A 24774-nucleotide genomic window follows, 5' to 3' on the forward strand; every position below is an offset into this window, starting at 1 on the left:
CCCCGGCCCCAGCCACAGCCGGAAGGCCTCGTTCGGCGAACGGGGCCTTCGTCGTAGGGGGACATTCATGGCAGGCGATTTCCGGGGCTTCGACATCGCTCGGCGTGGTTACGGCCGTGCCCAGGTGGGCGCCTATCTGACCCGGCTGGCCGAAGGCACGGCACGCGGAGCGCCGCCACTGTTCGACATCGTCCGGCGTGGGTATGACCGGGCTCAGGTGGACGCACGGGTCACAGAGCTGCTGAATGGAGGAACGGGGAGATGAGCCAGGACCAGGCCGCCGCCGTGACGGGGGACACCCAGCTGGAGAAGGTCCGGGCGCGGTACGGACTGCTCGCGATCGTCATCAGCAATCTCGCGATCGTCACAGTCGCGATCATCGGGGTGTGGCGGCTCGACGGGGACAAGTCCGTGATCGTCGGCATCCTGACCGCCGCGTTCACCGCCGTGAGCAGCATGACGACCGCCTACCTGGGCATCAAGGCCATCTCCAACACGGCGAAGTCGATCGCGCTGGGCCAGCAGAGCGGTGCGCAGGCCTCCGCGCCGCCGGCCCAGCGCACGTCCTAGGGAAACCGGCCCAGCGCACGCCCTGGGGAAAGCGCCGGCTTCTCGCCGCGGGGGTGTCCCGCACCCCTTCGGGGCGCTCCCCCGTACCCCGCGTCAAATCGTTCGCGTGTTTTTCGGACGGGATGAGATCCTGGACCGCGTATGTCTACGCATCCCGCCCCCGCTCTCGGCACCCTCGCCCCCCGCCTGACCGAGCTGTCGCTGCGCGACGCACAGCGGCTCGGTCGGCGGCTCGAGGGCGCGCGCAAGATCCGTAAGCCGGAGGCCCGCGCCGCCGTCCTCGCCGAGATCGAGGCGGAGGTCGGCAAGGCCGAGGCCCGCATGGCCGAGCGGCGCTCCCGCGTGCCCGCCGTCGGCTACCCGGAGCAGCTGCCGGTCAGCCAGAAGAAGGACGAGATCGCGGCGGCCATCCGCGATCACCAGGTCGTCATCGTGGCCGGTGAGACCGGTTCCGGCAAGACCACGCAGATCCCGAAGATCTGTCTGGAGCTGGGGCGCGGGGTGCGCGGCATGATCGGGCACACCCAGCCCCGTCGTATCGCCGCCCGTACCGTCGCCGAGCGCGTGGCGGAGGAGCTGAGGACGCCCCTCGGCGAGTCCGTCGGCTGGAAGGTGCGTTTCACCGACCAGGTCAGCCCGGACGCCACCTTCATCAAGCTGATGACGGACGGCATCCTGCTCGCCGAGATCCAGACCGACCGCGAGCTGCGCGCCTACGACACGATCATCATCGACGAGGCCCACGAGCGGTCCCTCAACATCGACTTCCTGCTCGGCTACCTGGCCCAGCTGCTGCCCAGGCGGCCGGATCTCAAGGTCGTCATCACCTCGGCGACCATCGACCCCGAGCGCTTCTCCCGGCACTTCGACGATGCCCCGATCGTCGAGGTCAGCGGCCGGACGTACCCGGTCGAGGTGCGCTACCGCCCGCTCCTCGAACAGGACTCGGACGACACCGACCGGGACCAGATCACCGCGATCTGCGATGCGGTCGAGGAGCTGCAAGGCGAAGGCCAGGGCGACATCCTCGTCTTCCTCTCCGGTGAGCGGGAGATCCGGGACACCGCCGACGCACTGGAGAAGAAGAAGTATCGGTTCACGGAGATCCTGCCCCTCTACGCCCGGCTCTCGCACGCCGAGCAGCACCGGGTCTTCCAGCCGCACACCGGGCGCAGGATCGTTCTGGCCACGAACGTCGCCGAGACGTCCCTGACCGTCCCCGGCATCAAGTACGTCATCGACCCCGGCTTCGCCCGGATCAGCCGCTACAGCCACCGCACCAAGGTCCAGCGGCTGCCCATCGAGCCGATCTCCCAGGCCAGCGCCAACCAGCGCAAGGGCCGCTGCGGCCGTACGAGCGACGGTATCTGCATCCGGCTGTACTCCGAGGACGACTTCCTCGCCCGCCCGGAGTTCACGGACGCGGAGATCCTCCGTACCAACCTGGCCTCCGTCATCCTGCAGATGACCGCGGCGGGCCTCGGCGACATCGAGAAGTTCCCCTTCATCGACCCGCCGGACCACCGCAACATCCGTGACGGCGTACAGCTGCTGCAGGAGCTGGGCGCGCTCGACGCCGCCCAGAAGGACCCGCGCAAGCGCCTCACCGACACCGGCCGCAAGCTGGCCCAGCTGCCCGTCGACCCGCGTCTGGCCCGCATGGTCCTGGAGGCCGACAAGAACGGCTGTGTCCGCGAGGTCATGGTCATCGCGGCCGCGCTGTCCATCCAGGACCCGCGCGAGCGCCCCGCCGACAAGCAGGCGCAGGCCGACCAGCAGCACGCCCGCTTCAAGGACGAGACCAGCGACTTCCTCGCCTACCTCAACCTGTGGCGGTACATCCGCGAGCAGCAGAAGGAGCGGGGATCGAGCTCCTTCCGGCGGATGTGCAAGCAGGAGTACCTGAACTTCCTGCGCATCCGCGAATGGCAGGACATCTACACCCAGCTGCGCACGGTCGCCAAGCAGATGGGCATGCACCTCGAGGAGCCTGCGGCGGGTACCGACGCCCCCGCCGACCGCATCCACACCTCCCTGCTCGCCGGCCTGCTCTCCCACATCGGGATGAAGGACGTACGCGACGGCAACAAGAACGAGTACCTGGGCGCCCGCAACGCCAAGTTCGCGATCTTCCCGGGCTCGGCGCTGTTCAAGAAGCAGCCGAAGTTCGTGATGTCGGCCGAGCTGGTGGAGACGAGCCGGCTCTGGGCGCGGGTCAACGCCAAGATCGAGCCCGAGTGGGTCGAACCGCTCGCCGGACACCTTCTGAAGCGGACGTACAGCGAGCCGCACTGGGAGAAGGACCAGGCGGCCGTGATGGCGTACGAGAAGGTCACGCTGTACGGCGTCCCGATCGTCGCCCAGCGCAAGGTGAACTACGGCCGCATCGACCCGGAGACGAGCCGCGAGCTGTTCATCCGCAACGCGCTGGTGGAGGGCGACTGGCGCACGCACCACAAGTTCTACGCCGACAACCGCAAACTCCTCAGCGAGGTCGAGGAACTGGAGCACCGGGCGCGGCGCCGCGACATCGTCGTCGACGACGAGACGCTCTTCGACTTCTACGACCAGCGGGTGCCCGAACACGTCGTGTCCGGCGCGCACTTCGACTCCTGGTGGAAGCGGAAGCGGCACGAGCAGCCCGACTTCCTGGACTTCGAGCGGGAGATGCTCATCCGGGAGTCGGCGGAGGCGGTCACCAAGGCCGACTATCCGGACTCCTGGCGGCAGGGGCAGCTGAAGTTCCGGGTGACGTACCAGTTCGAGCCGGGCGCGGACGCGGACGGCGTCACGGTGCACATCCCGCTCCAGGTCCTCAACCAGGTCACGGACGAGGGCTTCGACTGGCAGATCCCGGGTCTGCGCGAGGAGGTCGTGACGGAGCTGATCCGCTCGCTCCCGAAGCCGATCCGCCGTCACTACGTACCGGCGCCGAACTACGCGAAGGCCTTTCTGGAGAGGGCGGTGCCCCTGCAGGAGCCGCTGACGGTGACGATGGCCCGCGAGCTGAAGCGGATGGTCGGCGTCCCGTTCGAGGCGGACGACTTCGACTGGTCCAAGGTCCCCGACCACCTCAGGATCACCTTCCGGATCGTCGACGAGCGGCGCCGGAAGCTGGCCGAGGACAAGGACCTGGAGGCGCTGAAGCTCAGGCTGAAACCGAAGGCGAGGAAGGCGCTGTCGCAGGCGGCGGCAGCGACCGCGTCCCGGGAGGGCGGCGAGTCACTGGAGCGCAAGGGGCTGACGGACTGGACGATCGGAAGCCTCACCCGGGTCTTCGAGACCCGCCGGGCCGGCCACCCGGTGAAGGCGTACCCGGCACTGGTGGACGACGGCGACACGGTCTCGGTGCGGCTCTTCGACACGGAGGCCGAGCAGGCCGAGGCCATGTGGCAGGGCACCCGGCGGCTGATCCTGCGCAACATCCCGGTGAACCCGGCGAAGTTCGCGTCCGAGAAGCTGACGAACGCCCAGAAGCTGGCGCTCTCCGCGAATCCGCACGGATCCATCCAGGCATTGTTCGACGACTGCGCGATGGCGGCGGCGGACAAGCTGATCGCGGACTTCGGGGGGCCGGTCTGGGACGAGGAGTCGTACCGGAAGCTGTACGACAAGGTGCGCGCGGAGATCGTCGACACGACGGTCCGCACGGTCGCCCAGGTCCAGCAGGTCCTCGCCGCCTGGCAGGCCTGTGAGCGCCGTCTGAAGGCCGTGAGCAGCCCCGCGCTGCTGGCGAACCTGACGGACGTACGCAAGCAGCTGGACGCCCTCGTGAAGCCGGGATTCGTCACCTGGGCCGGCATACGGCGCCTGCCCGACCTGATGCGCTACCTGGTGGCCGCGGACCGGCGCCTGCAGCAGATGCCGACGAACGTCCAGCGGGACACCACGCGCATGGAGAAGGTCCACGAGATGCAGGACGAGTACGCCTGGCTCCTGGAACAGCTCCCGAAGGGCCGCCCGGTGCCCTCCTCGGTCCTGGACATCCGCTGGATGATCGAGGAGCTGCGGGTCAGCTACTTCGCCCACGCCCTCGGCACGGCGTACCCCGTCTCCGACAAGCGGATCGTGAAGGCGATCGACGCGGCCGCGCCGTAACCGCTCGGGCACAGGGGGTGAGTTCGACCAGGCGGCCCCACCTCCTGTACAGTCTCTTCTCGCAGCGCAGTGCACAAGCCGAGCGCCGCGAAACCTGGTCCTGTGGAGCAGTTTGGAGTGCTCGCCACCCTGTCAAGGTGGAGGCCGCGGGTTCAAATCCCGTCAGGACCGCATCGAAGAAGGGCCCGCATCCATCAAGGAAGCGGGCCCTTCGGCTTGCCAGGAGGCCGTGCCCGCACCTGAGCCGCAATCGGCCAGGGCACATCCCGCCAGGACCACCCCCGAAAGCCCCACACCCACCACAGAACCGGGCCCAACACCCCCCACCGAAGCCGCACCCACGGCACAGCCGCAGTCAGACAGGGCACATCCCGCCAGGACCGCGAGCCCGCACCGGCTACGGACGCGGGCCCTTCCGTATGCCGGCACATCCCGTTGGCCTCTTGGTGCCGGTCCGTGTCCAGCCCGTCCGGCGATTGAGGACGAGACCCGTTCAGGGCCGTGGCGGGGGTCCGGGGGCGCAGCCCCAGGGCGGCCCGGTCGAGGGGACCCCCGGGAAGCGGCTGAACCGGCGCAGCCACCCCGTGCCCTTGACGACGTCACATTCCGCCGGTACCCAGAAGACAGGGCCCGCGTGCCTCTACGGGGGCCCCTGGAGGTGGGGTATGGCGGCTTCGGGCAGGCATGAGACGCGGGCGCTGCTCAGGGCCCATCTGGCGGCCGCCTCGTCCTACCGGCATCTGACCCGCCACTGCCCCGTCTGCCATCACCTGCTGCGGCTCGCACTGGACGCCGGCCCCCGGTACCAGGAGACGGGCGAGGAGGCCGTCGCGGACGAACGTCCTCGTACCGCGTGACCAGCTGCGGCCCCAACACCCGTACGTGCGTGGGACCCTGGAACACAGGCTTCCACTAGCGCACACACGCCGGGGGCAACAAGCATCCCGGCATGTGACGGGAGTCACCGCATGAGTTTTTGAAAGGGCGGTACTTACCCCCTTCCTACAACTGGTCAATTTAATATGTGCAATTGCACCACCCTCAGGGCTCACGCACAGCCGTTCCGACAGCCCTGCCCACACTCCGACAAGGCCGCGCACAGAGACCCGTCCGCACCCCGACCAGCGCACAAAAAAGATCGCGCTGGACCCGGCGGAGTCCAGCGCGATCTACGACGCACCCTGTGTCGCTGCCTACAACGTTCTCTTCGGCTTGGGCGAGGGCCCTGTTGGGGCAGGTCCCGCGTCGCTTGGAGCTAGGGTTTCGGGCGCCTCGGCCGGTTGGGGGACCTGCCGGTTTGCCCGGTTATTCGGTTGTTCAGGCCTCGCTGCGCTGCTGCGGGATGCCCGCGAGCAGTGCGCGGACCTCGGCCTCGCGGTAGCGGCGGTGCCCGCCGAGCGTGCGAATGGACGTAAGCTTGCCGGCCTTCGCCCACCGCGTGACCGTCTTCGGGTCGACGCGGAACATCGTGGCGACCTCAGCCGGGGTCAGCAGCGGCTCGGCATCAGGGGTGCGAGCGGTCATGAGCGGCCTCCTCGGGAGAACCGAACCTTCTCGGTTCTTTCCTCTAAATTCTGCACCTTGACCCGCGTTGCCCGAAATGGCGGACGCGAGTCGAGTCGGTTATAGGACGAACGGCTTGTCCTCGGCACTACAACTACACCATCTGTCCAGCCGCGTCGGCCAAACCGATGGAATTGCCCTCCCAGGTGTTCATCAGCGACGGAAGCCGATGGACCATGCCATAGCGGACAGTCACGCCACTGTGACGATCAGTCACAGGACGATCAGGAGTCACCAGACCCCCCAAAGCGTGCAATGCTGAGATTCCGCCCACAATGGAGCACAGGTGGACGGACGGAGCCTTCCCCGGACTCCTTGTCCTATTTTGGCATGAGGAGCGGCAAGCGGCGCAAGGGCCGTGTAAGTGCCGTCCATCACCCTTGGGGCAAAAGTCCGGATCGGGACCAACGTCCCGTCACAGGGTCAAGTGGCCTAGACCGTACGTCGTTCGACGCCGTTTGGGCCGTGACGTAGGTCACTCTTCGAGCGTTTTCGGAACTTCAGTTCGCCGAACGCCGGTCCCGGACCGCCCGCCACCGCTCCACGAGCCGCACATAGGCTTCGCCGGCCGCCGCGCCGTCGCCCATGCGCAACGCCTCGATGCCCTCGGCCACGTCCGCCGCCGAGTGGTCGCCCTCCAGCTCACCGGCCGGCAGCACATGGACCAGGCCGCCGTAGTCCAGCTCCACCAGCGAGCGCGGGTGGAACTCCTCCAGCCAGCGGCCGACGTCCACCAGACCGTCGATCAGCGGGCCCTCCTCGACGGCATCCTTCAGCGTGCGCAGCGCCCGCGCCACCCGCCGCCGGGCCTGCACCATGGGCGTGCGGTAGCGCAGCAGCGGCGGCACCTCGGCGGTGCCCTTCTCGTAGCACCGCTCCTCGTCGGAGACCAGCACGAACCAGTTCAGCGGCACCTGCCAGGTCGCCGTACGGATCCACGGGCGGGCGTCGGGATTGCGGGCCAGCCAGCGCTCGTAGTCCTGGGCCGCCTGGCGCCGCACGACCGGCGGCAGCACCGCGTCCAGCACCGGCGCGGGCAGCTCCTCCGCCAGCTCGCCGAGCGCCTGCCAGCCGCGCAGCCGGGTCCGCCAGGGGCAGACGCAGACCACGCCGTCGACCTCCAGCACGAAGGCGTCGCTGCTCTCGTGCACCGGCACCGCGACCGGCGGGGTGGGCAGCAAGTCGGCCAGGGAACGGCGCAGTTCGTCCTGGTAGGAGGGGCGGTCGGGGCGGCGGGCGTAGCGCGTCCAGTGGCCGCGCTCCGGCTCCGGGAAGGCGCCCAGCGGCTCGTACACGCGCAGGTACGCGGCATAGGGGACGACCACGGAGGACACCTTCGGCACGCCTGCTCCCTCCCCATCGGGCCCGGCTCGAAACCACTGCAAATCGTGCCATGGTCATGCGTGCGGACGAGGCGCGGGAGAGTGATCCTGAACACTGCACGGATGGTGGTCGCGCCAAGGCTCTACGCTCATGCCACGGCACCCCGCCACCCGTACGGGGTCCGACCCCACTCGCCGCTATTTACACAGGAGTCACCACAGTGACCGACGTAACCGGCGCGTCTGCTGATGTCCTGCACACCCTGTTCCACTCGGACCAGGGCGGCCATGAGCAGGTCGTGCTCTGCCAGGACCGCGCCACCGGCCTCAAGGCCGTGATCGCCATCCACTCCACCGCCCTGGGCCCCGCCCTCGGCGGCACGCGCTTCTACCCCTACGCGACCGAGGCCGAGGCCGTCGCCGACGCCCTCAACCTCGCGCGCGGCATGTCGTACAAGAACGCCATGGCCGGCCTCGACCACGGCGGCGGGAAGGCCGTGATCATCGGCGACCCGGAGCGCGACAAGACCGAGGAGCTGCTCCTCGCCTACGGCCGTATGGTCGCCTCGCTCGGCGGGCGCTATGTCACCGCGTGCGACGTCGGCACGTACGTCGCCGACATGGACGTCGTGGCCCGCGAGTGCCGCTGGACCACCGGCCGCTCCCCGGAGAACGGCGGGGCCGGTGACTCCTCCGTGCTCACCGCCTTCGGCGTCTACCAGGGCATGCGCGCCTCCGCCCAGCACCTGTGGGGCGACCCCTCGCTGCGCGGCCGCAAGGTCGGCATCGCCGGCGTCGGCAAGGTCGGCCACCACTTGGTGAAGCACCTGCGGGACGAGGGCGCCGAGGTCGTCATCACGGACGTGCGCGCGGACGCCGTCCGGCGGATCGTCGACCAGTACCCGGAGGGCGTGACGGCGGTCGCCGACACCGAGGAGCTGATCCGGGTCGAGGGGCTCGACATCTACGCCCCCTGCGCGCTCGGCGGCGCCCTGAACGACGCCAGCGTGCCGGTGCTCACCGCAAAGGTGGTGTGCGGCGCGGCCAACAACCAGCTCGCGCACCCGGGCGTGGAGAAGGACCTCGCGGACCGCGGCATCCTCTACGCGCCGGACTACGTGGTGAACGCCGGCGGAGTGATCCAGGTGGCCGACGAGCTGCACGGGTTCGACTTCGACCGGTGCAAGGCCAAGGCGGCGAAGATCTTCGACACCACCCTGGCAATCTTCGCACGTGCGAAGGAAGACGGGATTCCGCCGGCCGCCGCGGCCGACCGGATCGCCGAGCAGCGGATGGCCGACGCGCGCGGCGGCCACGCCGCGCACTGAGTCCGTCGCACAGGTGAGCGGTACCCGCCGGTGGGGACTTGGAGAGAACTCTCACTTCCATCGGCGGGTCGTTCCCCGATAAGTGGTTAAAATCGCCACTGACCAGCGAGGACGGGGCGCCTCGAAGGTCCAGGGCACACGCGCGTGCTGCGGGCGACGTACCGTATGGGCGCGGGCTCAGGTACCGTGGAAGCCCTACGGACCGGCCTCTCCACGGAGAGTCCGTTCCGGATCATGAACGCGTGTCAGACTCTGGGGCCGTCGAGCCCCGTCGTTGAGGGGGTCGAGCCATGGGGCGCGGCCGGGCCAAGGCCAAGCAGACGAAGGTCGCCCGCCAGCTGAAGTACAACAGCGGTGGGACGGACCTCTCACGCCTGGCCGAGGAGCTGGGCGCATCGACGTCGAACCAGTCGCCGAACGGCGACCGCTTCGAGGACGCCGATGAGCATGACGACGACGACCTGTACTCCCGTTACGCCGACCTCTACGAGGACGACGACGAGGACGAGGACGAAGGTCCCGCACAGCACCGTCGAGGCGCTTGACCTTGCACTGAGCATCAGTCCGGTCGGTGGCACAGCCACCGACCGGCTTCTGTGCTGTCTGCAGGATCATCGCAGCCGACCGGATCACCACGGTCCGCGGGATCACCACGGTCCGCGGGATCGCCGCCGTCCGCGGGATCGCCGCCGTCCGCGGGATCACCGGCGGCCAGAGGACCGCCGGCGTCCCCGGATCGCCGGCGCCCGGATCAGGCGGCGTAGTCCCCCACCAGCTCCGCGCCCGTCTCCTTGTCGCCGCGGTCGGTGATCTCGCCGGCCACCCAGGCGTCGACGCCGCGGTCGGCCAGGGTCGCGAGCGCCACCTCGGTGGACTCCGCGGGGACGATCGCCATCATGCCGACACCCATGTTGAGGGTCTTCTCCAGCTCCAGGCGCTCGACGTTCCCGGTCTTGCCGACCAGGTCGAAGATCGCGCCCGGGGTCCAGGTGGAGCGGTCCACGCGCGCGTGCAGCGCGTCGGGGATCACCCGGGCCAGGTTGGCCGCGAGTCCGCCGCCGGTGATGTGCGAGAACGCGTGCACGTCCGTGGTGCGGGTCAGCGCCAGGCAGTCCAGCGAGTAGATCTTGGTGGGCTCCAGCAGCTCCTCGCCGAGGGTGCGGCCGAGCTCCGCCACTTCCGCCTCCAGGGCCAGGCCGGCCGTGTTCAGCAGGACGTGGCGGACCAGGGAGTACCCGTTCGAGTGAAGCCCGGAGGACGCCATGGCGATCACTGCGTCGCCCTTACGGATGCGATCCGCGCCGAGCAGCCGGTCGGCCTCCACGACGCCCGTACCGGCCCCGGCGACGTCGAAGTCGTCCGCACCCAGCAGCCCCGGGTGTTCGGCCGTCTCGCCGCCCACCAGGGCGCATCCGGCGAGCACACAGCCCTCCGCGATGCCCTTCACGATCGCCGCGACGCGCTCGGGGTGGACCTTGCCGACGCAGATGTAGTCCGTCATGAACAGCGGCTCGGCGCCGCACACCACGATGTCGTCCATGACCATGGCGACCAGGTCGTGGCCGATGGTGTCGTAGACGCCCATGCGGCGCGCGACGTCCACCTTCGTGCCGACGCCGTCCGTGGCGGAGGCGAGCAGCGGGCGCTCGTAGCGCTTGAGGGCGGAGGCGTCGAAGAGGCCGGCGAAGCCGCCGAGGCCGCCGAGGACCTCGGGGCGCTGGGTCTTCTTCACCCACTCCTTCATCAGCTCGACCGCGCGGTCGCCCGCCTCGATGTCGACGCCCGCCGCTGCGTAGCTGGCACCAGTTGTCTCAGACATGACTGTGAGAGCTTTCGTGTCGTACTGCGGTGTTACGGGCGACGGATCGCGTCGGCCGCGGCCGTGGCGGCGGGACCGGCCGCCAGCTCGGTCTCCAGGAGCTGCTTGCCGAGCAGCTCGGGGTCCGGCAGCTCCATCGGGTACTCGCCGTCGAAGCAGGCGCGGCACAGGTTCGGCTTGGCGATGGTGGTCGCCTCGATCATGCCGTCGATGGAGATGTAGGCGAGCGAGTCGGCGCCGAGCGAGGTGCCGATCTCTTCGATGGTCATGCCGTTGGCGATCAGCTCCGCGCGCGTGGCGAAGTCGATGCCGAAGAAACAGGGCCACTTCACGGGCGGCGAGGAGATCCGGATGTGGACCTCTGCGGCGCCGGCCTCGCGGAGCATGCGGACCAGGGCCCGCTGGGTGTTGCCGCGCACGATCGAGTCGTCGACGACGACCAGGCGCTTGCCCTTGATGACTTCCTTCAGCGGGTTCAGCTTCAGGCGGATACCGAGCTGGCGGATGGTCTGCGAGGGCTGGATGAAGGTACGGCCGACGTACGCGTTCTTCACCAGGCCCGCGCCGAAGGGGATGCCGGAGGCCTCCGCGTAGCCGATGGCGGCCGGGGTGCCGGACTCCGGGGTCGCTATGACCAGGTCGGCCTCGACGGGCGCTTCCTTGGCCAGCCGGCGGCCCATCTCCACGCGGGACAGGTACACGTTCCGGCCGGCGATGTCGGTGTCCGGGCGGGCCAGGTACACATACTCGAAGACACAGCCCTTGGGCTTCGCTTCTGCGAATCGGGAGCTGCGCAGGCCGTTCTCGTCGATGGCGACGAACTCGCCCGGCTCGATCTCGCGGACGAAGCTGGCACCGCAGATGTCCAGGGCGGCGGACTCGGAGGCGACCACCCAGCCGCGCTCCAGGCGGCCGAGGACCAGCGGGCGGATGCCCTGCGGGTCACGGGCGGCGTAGAGGGTCTGCTCGTCCATGAAGACGAGGGAGAAGGCACCCCGCACCTTCGGGAGGACCTGGTGGGCGGCCTCCTCGATGGTCAGCGGCTTGCCGTCCTCGTCGACCTGGGCGGCGAGCAGCGCCGTCAGCAGGTCGGTGTCGTTGGTGGCCGCGACCCGGCTGGAGCGGCTGTTGTTGTCGTTCGGCAGGTCGGCGACCATCTCGGCGAGCTGCGCCGTGTTGACCAGGTTGCCGTTGTGGCCGAGCGCGATCGAACCGTGCGCCGTGGCCCGGAACGTCGGCTGGGCGTTCTCCCACACGGAGGCGCCGGTGGTCGAGTAGCGGGCGTGTCCGACCGCGATATGACCCTGGAGCGAACCGAGCGAGGTCTCGTCGAAGACCTGGGAGACCAGGCCCATGTCCTTGAAGACGAGGATCTGGGAGCCGTTGCTGACCGCGATTCCCGCGGATTCCTGACCCCGGTGCTGGAGGGCGTAGAGCCCGAAGTACGTGAGCTTTGCGACCTCTTCACCCGGAGCCCAGACACCGAAGACGCCGCAAGCGTCCTGGGGGCCCTTCTCGCCGGGAAGCAGATCGTGATTGAGTCGACCGTCACCACGTGGCACGCCACCGAGTGTAGGCGAGGTCGACCACTGGTCCGAATTGGGGATACGTGCCCTTGACAGACAAGCGCTTCCCGATCACCTTGGCGGTTTCCGCGTTTGCGCAGGTCAACGAGGCGCGCTCGCGGATCTGAGCGTCGGTGGCGGCAGTGCGGGCTTCGGTCGCGGGCCGGTTCGCCGGGGAGCGAGTGAGGTGTCGCACATCATCCGGGCGCGTTGCGGCTGAGGTGGATGCGGTCGCCGTCGCCGTCCGTGAGCGTCAGTTTCGCGTGTTGCGTCTCGGCGACGAGCGTGCCGGTGGTGAGCGCGCGGGCGAGCGCGCGCTCGAAGTCCATCCGGTCCGGGGCGCAGGCCATCCGGGTCGTGCGCAGGTCGCCGAAGGTGAGGTGGTCGCCGTGCACGGTGACCCGCGCACTGAACTGGTTGCAGCCGAGGTTGCCCGCCGCCTTGCCGTCCGCCTCGATGCGCAGGCGGGCCGAGGCGGGCGCGTGCCGGGTCGTACCGCCGACGGTCAGGCTGTCGACCCGCCAGTCGACGCCGGTCACGGGCTGCTGGACGGTCACCGCACCACTGTCCGCCCTCCCATTGCCGCACGCCACTGTGAGGACGGCGAGCACGGCGGCCGCCGGCGCGAGGATCATGCGCTGCTTGTACCGGTTCATAGCGATTCGACGGTAGACCGGCCGGATGGGTTCCGCTACGCCATCAGCGGCAGCAGCCCCCCGATGTCCGCCCGCTCCCCACTGGCGCTCACCTTGGCTTCCTCCAGGGCGTCCTGCCAGCTCAGACGGCCGGTGGCGAGCCGGATCCAGGTCAGCGGGTCGGTCTCCACGACGTTGGGCGGGGTGCCGCGGGTGTGCCGGGGCCCCTCGACGCACTGCACCACGGCGTACGGCGGCACCCGCACCTCCGTGGAGCCGCCGGGCGCCTTCGCGGCGAGGGCGTCGGCGAGCAGCCGGGTGGCGGCGGCCAGGGCCTGGCGGTCGTACGGGATCTCCAGTCCCGGGACGGCGGCGTTGAGGTCGTCGGTGTGGACGACGAGTTCGGCGGCGCGGGTGACCAGGTAGTCGTCCAGGGGCATGGCACCGGCGCTCGTCTGCAGGATCCGGGTGCCGGGGTGCTCGGCGAGCAGGGCGCGCGTCGACCGGTCGACATCCGTGAGGTAGGCGCCGAGGTCGGGGTGTTCCCCGGACAGGTTCCGGGTGAACTCGTCGATGGCGGCGGCGTTGGCCGAGGTGGCGAAGGGCCAGTCGAGCAGGACGGCGTCCGCCTTGGCCGGCTCGGGCAGGGCGAGCGAGCGGTGGACGGCGGTGAGCGCCATGCCGATGTGCACGGCCAGGTCGCGTACGGTCCACTCGCCGAGCCGGGTGGGCAGCGCGAGCTGCTCCCGGGTGAGGCCGCGCACGGCCTCCCTGACGCTTCCGAACTGGGCCAGGACCGCGGCACGGGTCCTGGCGGGGTCATAGCTGCGGGCACGCTTCTTGGCCGGTGGCATGGCGGTGAGCCTATGCCTACACGGCGTTCCCCCTCGCCGTGTGGCCGCATGAGGAAGACCCCGTCCGGGCTCTCCGGACGGGGTCCTCACATGGCCGTACGGCGATTACGCCAGCAGTGTCGGAATGGTCTCCTCGTGAGCCTTCCGCAGCTCCTCCAGGGTGAGCGCGAACTCGCCCTGGACCTCTACCACTGCATGCGGATCAGACGCAGTACCGTCCACGACACCGATCCGGGTGGCCGGCAGGCCCCGCGCACCGCACATGTCGTTGAAGCGGACCTCCTCCGAGCGCGGCACCGCGACGATCGCGCGGCCGGCCGACTCGGAGAACAGGAAGGTGAAGGCGTCCAGGCCGTCCGGCACGACCAACCGAGCGCCCTTGCCGCCGAGCAGCGCGGACTCCACGACCGCCTGCACCAGGCCGCCGTCGGACAGGTCGTGCGCGGAGTCGATCATGCCGTCGCGGGAGGCGGAGATCAGGATCTCGGCCAGCAGGCGCTCGCGCTCCAGGTCGACCTTCGGGGGCAGGCCGCCGAGGTGGTCGTGGACCACCTGGGACCAGGCCGAGCCGCCGAACTCCTCGCGGGTGTCGCCGAGGAGGTAGAGCAGCTGGCCCTCCTCCTGGAAGGCGACCGGCGTGCGGCGCGCGACATCGTCGATCACGCCCAGGACCGCGACCACCGGGGTCGGGTGGATGGCCGCCTCACCCGTCTGGTTGTAGAGCGAGACATTGCCGCCGGTCACCGGGGTGCCCAGCTGCTGACAGGCGTCCGCCAGACCGCGCACGGCCTCCGCGAACTGCCACATCACCGCTGGGTCCTCGGGCGAGCCGAAGTTCAGGCAGTCGGAGACCGCGAGGGGCTTGGCACCGGTGGTGGCCACATTGCGGTAGGCCTCGGCCAGGGCCAGCTGCGCACCCGTGTACGGGTCGAGCTTGGCGTAACGGCCGTTGCCGTCCGTGGCGATGGCGACACCGAGGCCGGTCTCCTCGTCCACGCGGATCATGCCGGAGTCCTCCGGCTGCGCGAGGACGGTGTTGCCCTGCACGAGGTGGTCGTACTGCTGGGTGATCCACCTCTTGGAGGCCTGGTTGGGGGAGGCGACCAGCTTCAGGACCTGGTCCTTCAGCTCCTCGCTCGTCTCCGGCCGCGGCAGCTTGTTCGCGTCGTCGGCCTGCAGGGCGTCCTGCCAGTCCGGGCGGGCGTACGGACGCTCGTACGTCGGGCCCTCGTGGGCGACCGTGCGCGGGTCGACGTCCACGATCTTCTCGCCGTGCCAGAAGATCTCCAGCCGGTCGCCGTCGGTCACCTCACCGATGACGGTGGCGATGACGTCCCACTTCGCGCAGATCTCCAGGAAGCGGTCGACCTTCTCCGGCTCCACGACCGCGCACATGCGTTCCTGCGACTCGCTCATGAGGATCTCCTCGGGCGAGAGCGTGGAGTCGCGCAGCGGGACGTCGTCCAGGGTGACGCTCATGCCGCCGGAGCCGTTCGAGGCCAGCTCGGAGGTGGCGCAGGAGAGACCGGCGGCCCCGAGGTCCTGGATGCCGACGACCAGCTTCTCCTTGAAGGCCTCCAGGGTGCACTCGATGAGCAGCTTCTCCTGGAAGGGGTCGCCGACCTGGACGGCCGGACGCTTCGACGGCTTGGCGTCGTCGAAGGTCTCGGAGGCCAGGATCGACGCGCCGCCGATGCCGTCGCCGCCGGTCCGGGCGCCGTACAGGATGACCTTGTTGCCCGCGCCGGAGGCCTTGGCGAGGTGGATGTCCTCGTGCCGCATCACACCGATGGCACCGGCGTTGACCAGCGGGTTGCCCTGGTAGCAGGCGTCGAAGACGACCTCGCCGCCGATGTTGGGCAGGCCCAGGCAGTTGCCGTAGCCGCCGATGCCCGCGACCACGCCCGGGAGCACCCGCTTGGTGTCCGGGTGGTCCGCCGCGCCGAAGCGCAGGGGGTCGACCACGGCGACCGGGCGGGCGCCCATGGCGATGATGTCGCGGACGATGCCGCCGACGCCCGTGGCCGCGCCCTGGTAGGGCTCGACGTAGGAGGGGTGGTTGTGCGACTCGACCTTGAAGGTCACGGCGTAACCCTGGCCGACGTCCACCACGCCCGCGTTCTCGCCGATGCCGACGAGCAGGGCGTCCGACTGGGGCGCCTTCTCGCCGAACTGGCGGAGGTGGACCTTGGAGGACTTGTACGAGCAGTGCTCGGACCACATGACCGAGTACATGGCGAGTTCGGCGCCGGTCGGGCGGCGGCCGAGGATCTCGACCACACGCTCGTACTCGTCCTTCTTCAGGCCGAGTTCGGCCCAGGGCAGCTCGACGTCGGGGGTCGCGGCCGCGTGCTCGACCGTGTCCAGAGGCGTCCGGCTCATGCGCCCACCAGCTTCTTGAGGATCGAGGTGAAGAACGGGAGCCCGTCGGTACGGCCCGTACCGACCAGCGGCTCGACGGCGTGCTCGGGGTGCGGCATGAGGCCTACGACGTTCCCGGCCTCGTTGGTGATGCCGGCGATGTCCCGCAGCGAGCCGTTCGGGTTGAAGTCGAGGTAACGGAAGACGACGCGGCCCTCCGCCTCCAGCTTGTCCAGCGTGTACTCGTCGGCGACGTACCGGCCGTCCATGTTCTTCAGCGGGATGTGGATCTCCTGGCCGGCGCGGTAGTCGCTGGTCCAGGAGGTCTCCGCGTTCTCCACCCGCAGCTTCTGGTCGCGGCAGATGAAGTGGAGGTGGTCGTTGCCGAGCATCGCGCCCGGGAGGAGGTGGGCCTCGGTGAGGACCTGGAAGCCGTTGCAGATGCCGAGGACCGGAAGTCCGGCCTTCGCCTGCTCGATGACCGTCTCCATCACCGGCGAGAACCGGGAGATGGCACCGGCGCGCAGATAGTCGCCATAGGAGAAACCGCCGGGCAGGACCACGGCGTCGACCTGCTTGAGGTCCTTGTCCTTGTGCCACAGGGCGACCGGTTCGGCGCCCGCGAGGCGGATCGCGCGCTGGGCATCGTGATCGTCGAGGCTGCCCGGGAAAGTGACGACGCCAATACGAGCGGTCACTTGGCCGCCTCCGCGACTTCCGTGGCCTCTTCCACCTTGACGGTGAAGTCCTCGATCACCGTGTTGGCGAGGAAGGATTCCGCAAGATCGTGGATGCGGGCGAGCGCGGCCTCGTCGACCGGCCCGTCAACTTCCAGTTCGAAACGCTTTCCCTGACGTACGTCCGAGATCCCTTCGAATCCCAGGCGCGGCAGCGCACGCTGGACCGCCTGGCCCTGGGGGTCGAGGATCTCCGGCTTGAGCATGACGTCGACTACGACGCGTGCCACTGGCACTCCCGGTGTGTGGTGCTGAGCAGGTCCCTTCAGACTACCCGCACAAAATTTCTACGCGGGTAGAGTTGTAGGAAACTACGTGAGGCGCATCACGATCGGGTGTCGAAGCCGTACTCCCGTGAAAAGTTCTGGGAAAGTTCCCCAGTCCGCCCCGTTCACCTATTGTCTTCGGACACGCGGACGGATTTAGTCGGGCTTCACTTTGCATTGCTGAGCACTGTACAAATGAATTGGCAATAGCCGATACTCGGCACGTCGTCGCCGCTGAGCTGTATCGACGTGCCGCACGAAGGGACCGATATTCGTGGCGCAAAAGGTCGTGGTCACGCTCTTTGACGACATCGACGGCTCGGAAGCGGCGGAAACGATCGCCTTCGGACTCGACGGGAAGTCGTACGAGATCGACCTGAACGAAACCAACGCCAAGAAACTGCGCAAGGCGCTCGCGCCCTACGTCGAGGCCGGCCGCAAGCGGTCGCGGTCCGGCAAGGCGTACAAGCAGACGGAGGTCGCCCCCGACCCGGCGGCCGTCCGCGCCTGGGCCCAGGCCAACAAGATGGACGTCCCCGCCCGCGGACGCATCCCCAAGAAGGTCTACGAGGCGTTCAGCGCCGCACAGTGAGGCATGCCGGGAGCCGTCGCGAGCGGCCGGCCGCATGAGCCCGCGAAGGGGCAGTCCTCAGGGTTCGTCAGCGGACCCTGAGGGCCGCGCACTTGGGCATACCGGGCACCAGGGGAAGTCGACTTGCGTCACCCCCCTGTTGATCAGCTAATGTCTGGAGCACGCCGAGGGGCGAGGCCGGAAGGCCGGAACCCCGAGGAGCGTGCGGGTGTAGTTCAGTAGCAGAACATCCCCCTTCCAGGGGGAAGGCGCAGTGTGCGATTCCTGTCACCCGCTCCGGCACCGGTTGTCACGACCACTCTTGTGGATCAGGTAGGCTGGTGCTCGCACCGATCGGTGGGAGCCGGTCGGGAGCAGTGCGGACGTAGCTCAGTTGGTAGAGCGCAACCTTGCCAAGGTTGAGGTCGCGAGTTCGAGCCTCGTCGTCCGCTCGGGAATGAGACCCCGGTCCACTGGACCGGGGTCTTTTCGTTGTCCGTGATCCGCTCTGACATTTGTCATGCCGGGCGATGACATCGCGCACTGCCGCACCGCTCCGGCCGCCGGGACGCTGGCGTCATGGACTACGACGAACACGAACACGTGATTGAGGTGACCGACCTCAAGCGCGTCTACGGGGGCGGGTTCGAGGCCGTACGCGGAGTCTCCTTCTCCGTCCCGCGTGGGGAGATCTTCGCCCTGCTGGGGACCAACGGCGCCGGCAAGACCTCGACGGTCGAACTGCTGGAGGGGCTGGCCGCACCCGCCGCGGGCCGGGTCCGGGTCCTCGGCCACGATCCGTACCGCGAGCGGGCCGCCGTACGGCCGCGCACCGGTGTGATGCTCCAGGAAGGAGGCTTCCCGGCCGAGCTCACCGTCGCCGAGACGGCCCGGATGTGGGCGGGCTGCACGAGCGGGGCGCGGCCGGAGGCGGAGGCGCTGGAGCTGGTGGGGCTGAGCAGCAGGGCCGGCGTCCGGGTCAAGCAGCTCTCCGGCGGCGAGCGGCGCCGGCTCGACCTGGCGCTCGCCCTGCTCGGCGATGCCGAGGTGCTCTTCCTCGACGAGCCGACGACCGGGCTCGACGCGGAAGGCCGCCGGGACACCTGGGAGTTGGTCCGCGCGCTGCGCGACGCCGGTACGACCGTGCTGCTGACCACGCACTACCTGGAGGAGGCCGAGGGCCTCGCCGACCGGCTCGCCATCCTGCACGAGGGCCGTATCGCCGCCTCCGGCACCCCGGCCGAGGTCACCGCCGGCCGCCCTTCCCGGATCTCCTTCCAGCTGCCCGACGGCTACTTCCTCGGCGATCTGCCCCCGCTGGCCGAGCTCGGCGTGTGCGCGCACGACACCGACGGCAGGGTCGTACGGCTGCGGACGCGGGAGCTGCAGCGCACCGCGACCCGGCTGCTGGCCTGGGCCGAGCAGGCGGGGGTCGAACTGCGCGGACTGGACGTGCGGTCGGCCTCGCTGGAGGAGGCGTTCCTCGGGATCGCACGCGAGCGGGAGACAGTGGCATGAGCGGGATCGGAACGGGCGCGAGGGGGCGAGGAATGCGCGAGGTGGGAGCGCGAGCCGCCGTGGGCCAGGGCGGGACCGCGGCGGAGGCCGAGAGCCGTGGCGTGAACGGCGTGCGCGGGGCGGAACGCGGCGGGTGGACGTCGGCGGGCCGGCGCATGTGGGCGCTGGCGCGGGCCGAACTCACCCTTCTCGGCCGCAACCGGGGGGTCGTCTTCACCGCGCTGGCCGTACCGCTCCTGCTGCCGGTCAGCGTGCGGCCGGCCATGGACCAGCTGGATCTGAAGAAGCAGGGGCTGACCATCGGCACCACCCTGCTGACGGCCGCGATCGGCTTCTCCTTCCTCTTCGCCGTCTACACCTCCCTGGTCAACACCTACGTCGCCCGCCGCGAGGAACTCGTCCTCAAACGGCTGCGCACCGGCGAGCTCTCCGACACGGAGATCCTCACCGGCACCGCCCTGCCCGCGCTCGTCATCGGCCTGGCCCAGGCGCTGGTGCTGTGCGCCGGATGCGCGGCCCTGCTGCACACCGGCGCGCCCAGGGCGCCGTATCTGATCCTGCCCGGGCTGGTGGCCGGTTATCTGGTCAGTGCCGCGCTCGCCGCGCTCACCGCGTCCTTCACCCGGACCGTGGAGAGCGGCCAGGTGACCGCGATGCCGCTGATGTTCCTGTCGATGGCCGGCTCCGGGATCACGATCCCCACGGAGGTCATGCCGGACAAGCTGGCCACCGTCTGCGACCTGCTCCCGCTGTCCCCGGCGATCCGGCTCGTGCGCGGCGGCTGGACGGGCCAGTTGAGCACCGGGGAGGCGCTCGGCGCCCTGGCGACCGCGTTGGCCTGGATCTTCCTGGCGGTGTTTGCTGTACAGCGGCGGTTCCGCTGGGAGCCGCGGCGCTGAGGGGCGGGGGACGCGCGGATGACGGGACGCATACGGCGGTGGCAGCAGCGGCACTGGGGGGAGCGCGGCAAGGCCGAGCGGGTCGAGCTGTTCAGTGTCCTCACCTGGCACGGCACGGTCTGGTTCATCATGGGCTGCTGGGTGCTGCTGCCGCTGCCCGGCGGTCTCGCCCACCGGCCCGTGGCGATCGTCCTCGGCGCCCTCCTCGCCCTCGTGGCGGTCCTGCAGTGCGCGCTCACGAACCGGCTCACCAGGACCGTGCTCGACCACTACCTCGGGCGCGCCGAGCTGCCGGCCGGCACCCACCGCGCACCGGCGGTCCTGCTGGGCCTGGCGCTGGCGCTGATCGTGGCGCTCGCCGGGCTGGACGCGGCGACCCCGATGACGGTCCGGTTCACGATCGGTGGTGTCGTACTGCCCTTCGCGCTGCTGTACGGACTCACGGTCCCGGTCCGGGTGTTCCTGCGTCGGTCGGCGGTGTTCGCGGTCCTGCTCACGGCTGCCGTAGGGCTCGCCGACCGCGACGGCGCCGGGCTGGTGGCGACCGGTGCCATGGCCGTCTTCCAGGCGGTCTTCGCGTTGCTCGCCGGCCGCTGCGGTGCCTGGACCCTGGCCGTGCTGTGGGAGGCGGAGCGGGCCCGCGAGGTGGAGACCCGGCTCGCCGTCGCCGAGGAGCGGCTGCGGTTCGGACGGGACCTGCATGACGTGCTGGGACGGAATCTGTCCGTGATCTCCCTCAAGAGCGAGCTGGCCGTCCAGCTGGCCCGGCGGGGCCGGCCGGAGGCGGTGGAGCAGATGATCGAGGTGCAGCGCATCGCGCAGGAGTCCCAGCGGGAGGTGCGGGCCGTCGTACGCGGGTACCGGGAAGCCGATCTCGGGGCCGAACTGGCGGGTGCGCAGGGCGTGTTGACGGCCGCGGGCATCGCGTGCGAGGTCCGCGCGGAGGCCACGGGGCTGCCCGCCGAGGTGCAGTCCGCGCTTGGCTGGGTGGTGCGCGAGGCCACCACCAATGTGCTGCGGCACGGGGATGCGGACCGGTGTGAGGTGGAACTGCGGGTGCCTGAGGGGCGTGTGGTGCTGACGGTAGAGAACGACGGGGTGACGGAAACCCCCCATGGGGGTGGGGGTTCCGGGCTCGCCGGACTTCGGGAGCGGCTGGCGGTCGTCGGCGGGACTCTGGAGGCCGGGGCGGTCGACGGAGACCGGTTCCGGCTGGTGGCCGAGGTGCCTTTGATGCAGAAAGTGAGTGAAGTTACGTCATGAGCACTCCGGTACGGCTGTTGCTCGCCGATGACGAACACCTGATCCGGGGCGCGCTGGCCGCGCTGCTGTCGCTGGAGGACGATCTGCTGGTCGTCGCGGAGGCGGCCAGCGGGCCCGAGGCGCTGGCGATGGCGCGGGCCCACGCACCCGATGTGGCCGTGCTGGATCTCCAGATGCCGGACGCCGACGGTGTGAAGGTCGCCACATCCCTGCGCGCCGAACTGCCCGGCTGCCAGGTCCTGATCGTCACCGGACACGGCCGCCCCGGCCATCTGAAGCGGGCGCTCGCGGCCGGTGTGCGCGGATTCGTCCCGAAGACCGTCAGCGCGCAGCGGCTCGCCGAGATCATCCGGACCGTGCACGCGGGAAACCGTTACATCGACCCGGAGTTGGCCGCCGACGCGATCTCCGCCGGGGACTCCCCGCTGACCGCGCGGGAGGCCGAGGTACTGGAACTGGCGGCCGATGGGGCGCCGGTCGCGGAGATCGCCGAGCGGGCCGCGCTGTCGCCGGGGACCGTGCGGAACTACCTCTCCTCGGCCGTCACGAAGCTCGGCGCCGAGAACCGACATGCGGCGGTGCGTCTCGCACGGGAGCGAGGTTGGGTATAGTTGCTCTCGCGCCCCGGCGCAACGCGGACGTAGCTCAGTTGGTAGAGCGCAACCTTGCCAAGGTTGAGGTCGCGAGTTCGAGCCTCGTCGTCCGCTCTGGAAGAAGACCCCGGTCCACTGGACCGGGGTCTTTTCGTGCTGCTAGCTCCAGCTCAGGCCGGTGAGGCGCTCGTACGCCTCCACGTACTTCTGCCGGGTCGCCTGCACGACCTCCTCGGGCAGCGGCGGCGGGGGCTGCTCGCTCTTGCGGTCCCAGCCGGAGGCGGCGGAGGTCAGCCAGTCCCGGACGAACTGCTTGTCGTACGACGGCTGGGCGCGGCCCGGCTGCCACCGGTCGGCCGGCCAGAAGCGGGAGGAGTCCGGGGTGAGGACCTCGTCCGCGAGGACCAGGGCGTCGCCGTCGAAGCCGAACTCGAACTTGGTGTCCGCCAGGATGATCCCCCGGTCGCGGGCGATGTCCCGGGCCCGCGAGTACACGGCGAGTGTGGCCTGGCGCAGCTGGGCTGCGGTGTCGGCGCCGACCTGGCGGGCGACCTCCTCGTAGGAGACGTTCTCGTCGTGCTCGCCGACCTCGGCCTTGGTGGCCGGGGTGAAGATCGGGGCGGGGAGCTCCGAGCCGTCCACGAGGCCTTCGGGGAGGGCGAGCCCGCAGACCGTACGGGACTCCTCGTACTCGACCAGGCCGGAGCCGGTGAGATAGCCGCGGGCCACGCACTCCACCGGGACCATCTTCAGCTGTTTGCAGACCAGCGTGCGGCCCGCCCAGTCGGCGGGGGCGCCCTCGGGCACCTCGGTGCTGATCACGTGGTTGGGGGCCAGGTCCCGCAGCTGGTCGAACCACCACAGGGAGAGCTGGGTGAGGACACGGCCCTTGTCGGGGATCTCCGTGGGCAGCACCCAGTCGTACGCGGACATACGGTCGCTGGCGACCATCACGAGGTCGCCCGCCTCGTTCTGGTACAGCTCGCGCACCTTTCCGGTGTGCAGGTGCACCAGGCCCGGAACCTGGATCGGCTCGGGCTTTTCTACGAATCCGGACACGGTTCCTCCCCGTGGTTCTGTCCAAGTGCCTCGATTCTCCCTTATCGGGGGGATCGGTTTCGGCCAGGGGGGTCCTGCGCGGTCCGCCGGCGGTCAGTCGCGTTTGCAGATGCGGTCGAGGAGGTTCGCCGTGGCGCGCTGGATACGGGGGTCCACATGGCCGGGGCGGTCCAGGGCCGGGGACCAGGCGAAGGTGCCGGCGGCGAAGACCCAGGCGCCGGAGGGGGCGCGGTACAGGGAGGTCTCCTGGTGGCGCAGGACGCCGTCGTTGTCGGTGTACGGGGAGTGGGCGAGCAGGATGCGCTCCTCGTGCGTGGGCAGCGGGGTGCGCGGGAAGTACCGGTCGGCCTCGCCGGCGACCAGACCCTCGATCTCGTCGCCCTCGCGCGCGCCGGTCGCCTCCCACAGCCAGTGGTCGGCGTTGCGGACGACCAGCGGATGCGGCTCGGGCACCCGGCCCGCGTACTGGATGCCGACCAGCTGCTGCTCGGGCCGGTCGATCTCGCGCCAGAGGACCGGTTTGCCGGGTCCCTTGCGTTTACGGCAGGTCAGCAGGCGGTCCGGGACGCCGGACGGGGAGGGGCTCAGCTCCACCTGCCAGTACATGGTGTTGGCCGAGAGGAAGACCAGTGAGGTGCCGTGGTCGCGGGCGTCCTCCACGGCCCGGCGCATCGGCACCGACCAGTACTCGTCGTGCCCGGGGAAGACCAGGCCCCGGTAGCGGCCGGGGTCGACGCGGCCGGCGTGCAGATCGCGGGCGTCGGCGTAGGCGAGGTCGTAGCCGTAGCGCTCGGCCCAGCGGATGAAGTCGTAGGCGTGCCCGACGTGCAGGGGCAGGCCCGCGCCCGCATACGGCCGGTCGAAGGAGACCGTGGTCGCGGCGTCGGCCTCGCCGAGCAGCCGGCCCCTGTCGTCCCAGGCGTGGTACAGGCTGGCGCCGGTGCGGCCGTCCTCCGGATACAGGTTGTACGCCTGCCAGGTGATGTCCGGCAGCAGCAGGAGCAGGTCGGCGGGGTGGTCGTCGCGGACCGTGAACGGCACGTGGGAGCGGTAGCCGTCGGTGGTGGTGAGGACGGCCACATAGGCGCCGATGGGCCAGTGGGAGGGCACCTGGAGGCGCCAGGACAGCCACCAGTGGTGACAGGAGACCGTGCGGTCGGCGGTCAGCGGCGGGGGCTGGACGATCCCGGACAGCCGCGGACTGGTGGTGATCTTCGCGGCGCCGTCGCCGCCGTAGTGGCCGATCCGGTAGATGTCGACGCTGAACTCCTGGGGCGGGTCGACCGTGATGTGGAAGTCGATCGCCGCGCCGGGCGTGACCGCGCCGGTCGCGGTGAACCCCTTGATCTGGCGGTGCACGTCGTCGGCCGAGCGCGGTCCGGGCACACGCGGGGCGCGACCGACCCCTTTCAGCGGCTGCGGGCCCGGTTCGACGTACCAGGGCACGACATGGCCCGTGTCGTCGAAGTAGGTCTCACTCCCGCGCAGCCAGGGCACCGGGCCCTGGCCGAAGGGGTCCGTGACGGCGTGCGCGAGCGCTCCCGACTCCCAGCGGCGGATGTGGTCCGAGGCCATCGTCGCTCCCCTCCCTCATGCCCCCCGTGTGGTCCTGTCTCGGTGGTGCTCGCCGTGCTCGGTGGTACGCGCAGTCCTCGGCCGTGCTGTCGTATGTCGCACGCCCTTGCCAGGTGCGTGGTCGCTCCCAGCACATCACATAACGCACGGGCTCGGTCACTAGTCGTTGCGAATTGAC

Annotated in this window: 21 protein-coding genes and 4 tRNA genes; 14 read left to right on the forward strand and 11 right to left on the reverse strand. The window is 69.9% G+C overall.

Annotated elements, in window-relative coordinates; translation table 11 throughout:
• Positions 1 to 261 precede the first annotated feature (261 nt).
• The 4 genes from ACWCQS_RS14700 to ACWCQS_RS14715 all read left to right on the forward strand — a co-directional run bounded on the left by ACWCQS_RS14700 (position 262) and on the right by ACWCQS_RS14715 (position 5525).
• Positions 262 to 570, forward strand: coding sequence for a hypothetical protein (locus ACWCQS_RS14700; protein WP_451004790.1), 309 nt, complete (start codon positions 262 to 264; stop codon positions 568 to 570).
• Between the two features lie 141 nt (positions 571 to 711).
• The gene (gene hrpA, locus ACWCQS_RS14705; protein WP_451004791.1) at positions 712 to 4668 is read left to right on the forward strand and encodes an ATP-dependent RNA helicase HrpA; all 3957 of its coding nucleotides are present in this window, start codon (positions 712 to 714) and stop codon (positions 4666 to 4668) included.
• Between the two features lie 96 nt (positions 4669 to 4764).
• A tRNA-Asp gene (locus ACWCQS_RS14710) sits at positions 4765 to 4839 on the forward strand.
• A gap of 494 nt (positions 4840 to 5333) precedes the next feature.
• The gene (locus tag ACWCQS_RS14715) at positions 5334 to 5525 is read left to right on the forward strand and encodes a DUF6274 family protein (RefSeq protein ID WP_450984711.1); all 192 of its coding nucleotides are present in this window, start codon (positions 5334 to 5336) and stop codon (positions 5523 to 5525) included.
• 460 nt (positions 5526 to 5985) lie between these two features.
• Here ACWCQS_RS14715 and bldC read toward each other — a convergent pair whose 3' ends face one another.
• The gene (gene bldC / locus ACWCQS_RS14720) at positions 5986 to 6192 is read right to left on the reverse strand and encodes a developmental transcriptional regulator BldC (protein WP_003949541.1); all 207 of its coding nucleotides are present in this window, start codon (positions 6190 to 6192) and stop codon (positions 5986 to 5988) included.
• 539 nt (positions 6193 to 6731) lie between these two features.
• Entirely contained in the window at positions 6732 to 7574 is an 843-nt protein-coding gene (locus ACWCQS_RS14725; RefSeq protein WP_451004792.1) for a hypothetical protein, read from the reverse strand.
• Between the two features lie 200 nt (positions 7575 to 7774).
• Between ACWCQS_RS14725 and ACWCQS_RS14730 the strand changes: the two genes are divergently transcribed.
• Together ACWCQS_RS14730 and ACWCQS_RS14735 are read left to right on the forward strand one after the other, a co-directional pair.
• Positions 7775 to 8881 (forward strand): Leu/Phe/Val dehydrogenase, encoded by a 1107-nt coding sequence (locus tag ACWCQS_RS14730; protein ID WP_451004793.1) that lies wholly within the window; start codon positions 7775 to 7777, stop codon positions 8879 to 8881.
• Between the two features lie 290 nt (positions 8882 to 9171).
• Positions 9172 to 9426: a DUF3073 domain-containing protein gene (locus tag ACWCQS_RS14735; RefSeq protein ID WP_388622429.1), complete on the forward strand. Its 255-nt coding sequence runs from the start codon at positions 9172 to 9174 to the stop codon at positions 9424 to 9426.
• 206 nt (positions 9427 to 9632) lie between these two features.
• Here the strand turns inward: ACWCQS_RS14735 and purM are convergent, their stop codons facing one another.
• From purM to purS, 7 genes are all read right to left on the reverse strand, one after another.
• Positions 9633 to 10700: a phosphoribosylformylglycinamidine cyclo-ligase gene (purM, locus tag ACWCQS_RS14740; RefSeq protein WP_451004794.1), complete on the reverse strand. Its 1068-nt coding sequence runs from the start codon at positions 10698 to 10700 to the stop codon at positions 9633 to 9635.
• Between the two features lie 32 nt (positions 10701 to 10732).
• Positions 10733 to 12262, reverse strand: a complete 1530-nt coding sequence (gene purF, locus ACWCQS_RS14745) for an amidophosphoribosyltransferase (RefSeq protein WP_450984715.1) — start codon at positions 12260 to 12262, stop codon at positions 10733 to 10735.
• Between the two features lie 200 nt (positions 12263 to 12462).
• Positions 12463 to 12921 carry an META domain-containing protein gene (locus tag ACWCQS_RS14750; protein ID WP_451004795.1) on the reverse strand — a complete coding sequence of 153 codons (459 nt, stop codon included), beginning with the start codon at positions 12919 to 12921 and terminating at the stop codon, positions 12463 to 12465.
• 35 nt (positions 12922 to 12956) lie between these two features.
• A complete protein-coding gene (locus ACWCQS_RS14755; protein ID WP_451004796.1) occupies positions 12957 to 13754 on the reverse strand; it encodes a sterol carrier family protein in 798 nt (265 codons plus the stop codon).
• 105 nt (positions 13755 to 13859) lie between these two features.
• Positions 13860 to 16136: a phosphoribosylformylglycinamidine synthase subunit PurL gene (gene purL / locus ACWCQS_RS14760; protein WP_451004797.1), complete on the reverse strand. Its 2277-nt coding sequence runs from the start codon at positions 16134 to 16136 to the stop codon at positions 13860 to 13862.
• The gene (purQ, locus tag ACWCQS_RS14765) at positions 16133 to 16813 is read right to left on the reverse strand and encodes a phosphoribosylformylglycinamidine synthase subunit PurQ (protein ID WP_451004798.1); all 681 of its coding nucleotides are present in this window, start codon (positions 16811 to 16813) and stop codon (positions 16133 to 16135) included. The genes purL and purQ overlap by 4 nt, the downstream gene beginning before the upstream one ends.
• Positions 16810 to 17082, reverse strand: a complete 273-nt coding sequence (purS, locus tag ACWCQS_RS14770; RefSeq protein WP_351600702.1) for a phosphoribosylformylglycinamidine synthase subunit PurS — start codon at positions 17080 to 17082, stop codon at positions 16810 to 16812. Before purS ends, purQ begins: the two co-directional genes overlap by 4 nt.
• 310 nt (positions 17083 to 17392) lie before the next feature.
• Here purS and ACWCQS_RS14775 point away from each other — a divergent pair, with 310 nt between their 5' ends.
• The 8 genes from ACWCQS_RS14775 (at position 17393) to ACWCQS_RS14810 (ending at position 22076) form a co-directional block, all read left to right on the forward strand.
• Positions 17393 to 17710 (forward strand): histone-like nucleoid-structuring protein Lsr2, encoded by a 318-nt coding sequence (locus tag ACWCQS_RS14775; RefSeq protein ID WP_031164632.1) that lies wholly within the window; start codon positions 17393 to 17395, stop codon positions 17708 to 17710.
• A 204-nt stretch (positions 17711 to 17914) separates the two neighbouring features.
• Positions 17915 to 17986, forward strand: a tRNA-Gly gene (locus ACWCQS_RS14780).
• Between the two features lie 82 nt (positions 17987 to 18068).
• A tRNA-Gly gene (locus tag ACWCQS_RS14785) sits at positions 18069 to 18141 on the forward strand.
• Between the two features lie 127 nt (positions 18142 to 18268).
• Complete coding sequence (locus ACWCQS_RS14790; RefSeq protein ID WP_451004799.1) at positions 18269 to 19207, forward strand: ABC transporter ATP-binding protein; 939 nt, start codon at positions 18269 to 18271, stop codon at positions 19205 to 19207.
• Positions 19208 to 19362: 155 nt separating this feature from the next.
• Positions 19363 to 20106, forward strand: coding sequence for an ABC transporter permease (locus ACWCQS_RS14795; RefSeq protein WP_451005072.1), 744 nt, complete (start codon positions 19363 to 19365; stop codon positions 20104 to 20106).
• Positions 20107 to 20124: 18 nt separating this feature from the next.
• Positions 20125 to 21369, forward strand: coding sequence for a sensor histidine kinase (locus tag ACWCQS_RS14800; RefSeq protein ID WP_451004800.1), 1245 nt, complete (start codon positions 20125 to 20127; stop codon positions 21367 to 21369).
• Entirely contained in the window at positions 21366 to 21980 is a 615-nt protein-coding gene (locus ACWCQS_RS14805; RefSeq protein WP_451004801.1) for a response regulator, read from the forward strand. Before ACWCQS_RS14800 ends, ACWCQS_RS14805 begins: the two co-directional genes overlap by 4 nt.
• Before the next feature lie 23 nt (positions 21981 to 22003).
• Positions 22004 to 22076 (forward strand) — tRNA-Gly (locus ACWCQS_RS14810).
• Positions 22077 to 22121: 45 nt separating this feature from the next.
• Here ACWCQS_RS14810 and ACWCQS_RS14815 read toward each other — a convergent pair.
• Positions 22122 to 23021: a phosphoribosylaminoimidazolesuccinocarboxamide synthase gene (locus ACWCQS_RS14815; protein WP_388622446.1), complete on the reverse strand. Its 900-nt coding sequence runs from the start codon at positions 23019 to 23021 to the stop codon at positions 22122 to 22124.
• A gap of 93 nt (positions 23022 to 23114) precedes the next feature.
• Positions 23115 to 24596 carry a N,N-dimethylformamidase beta subunit family domain-containing protein gene (locus ACWCQS_RS14820; protein WP_451004802.1) on the reverse strand — a complete coding sequence of 494 codons (1482 nt, stop codon included), beginning with the start codon at positions 24594 to 24596 and terminating at the stop codon, positions 23115 to 23117.
• Positions 24597 to 24774: the final 178 nt, after the last annotated feature.

This window comes from Streptomyces sp. NPDC002076, assembly GCF_053593835.1.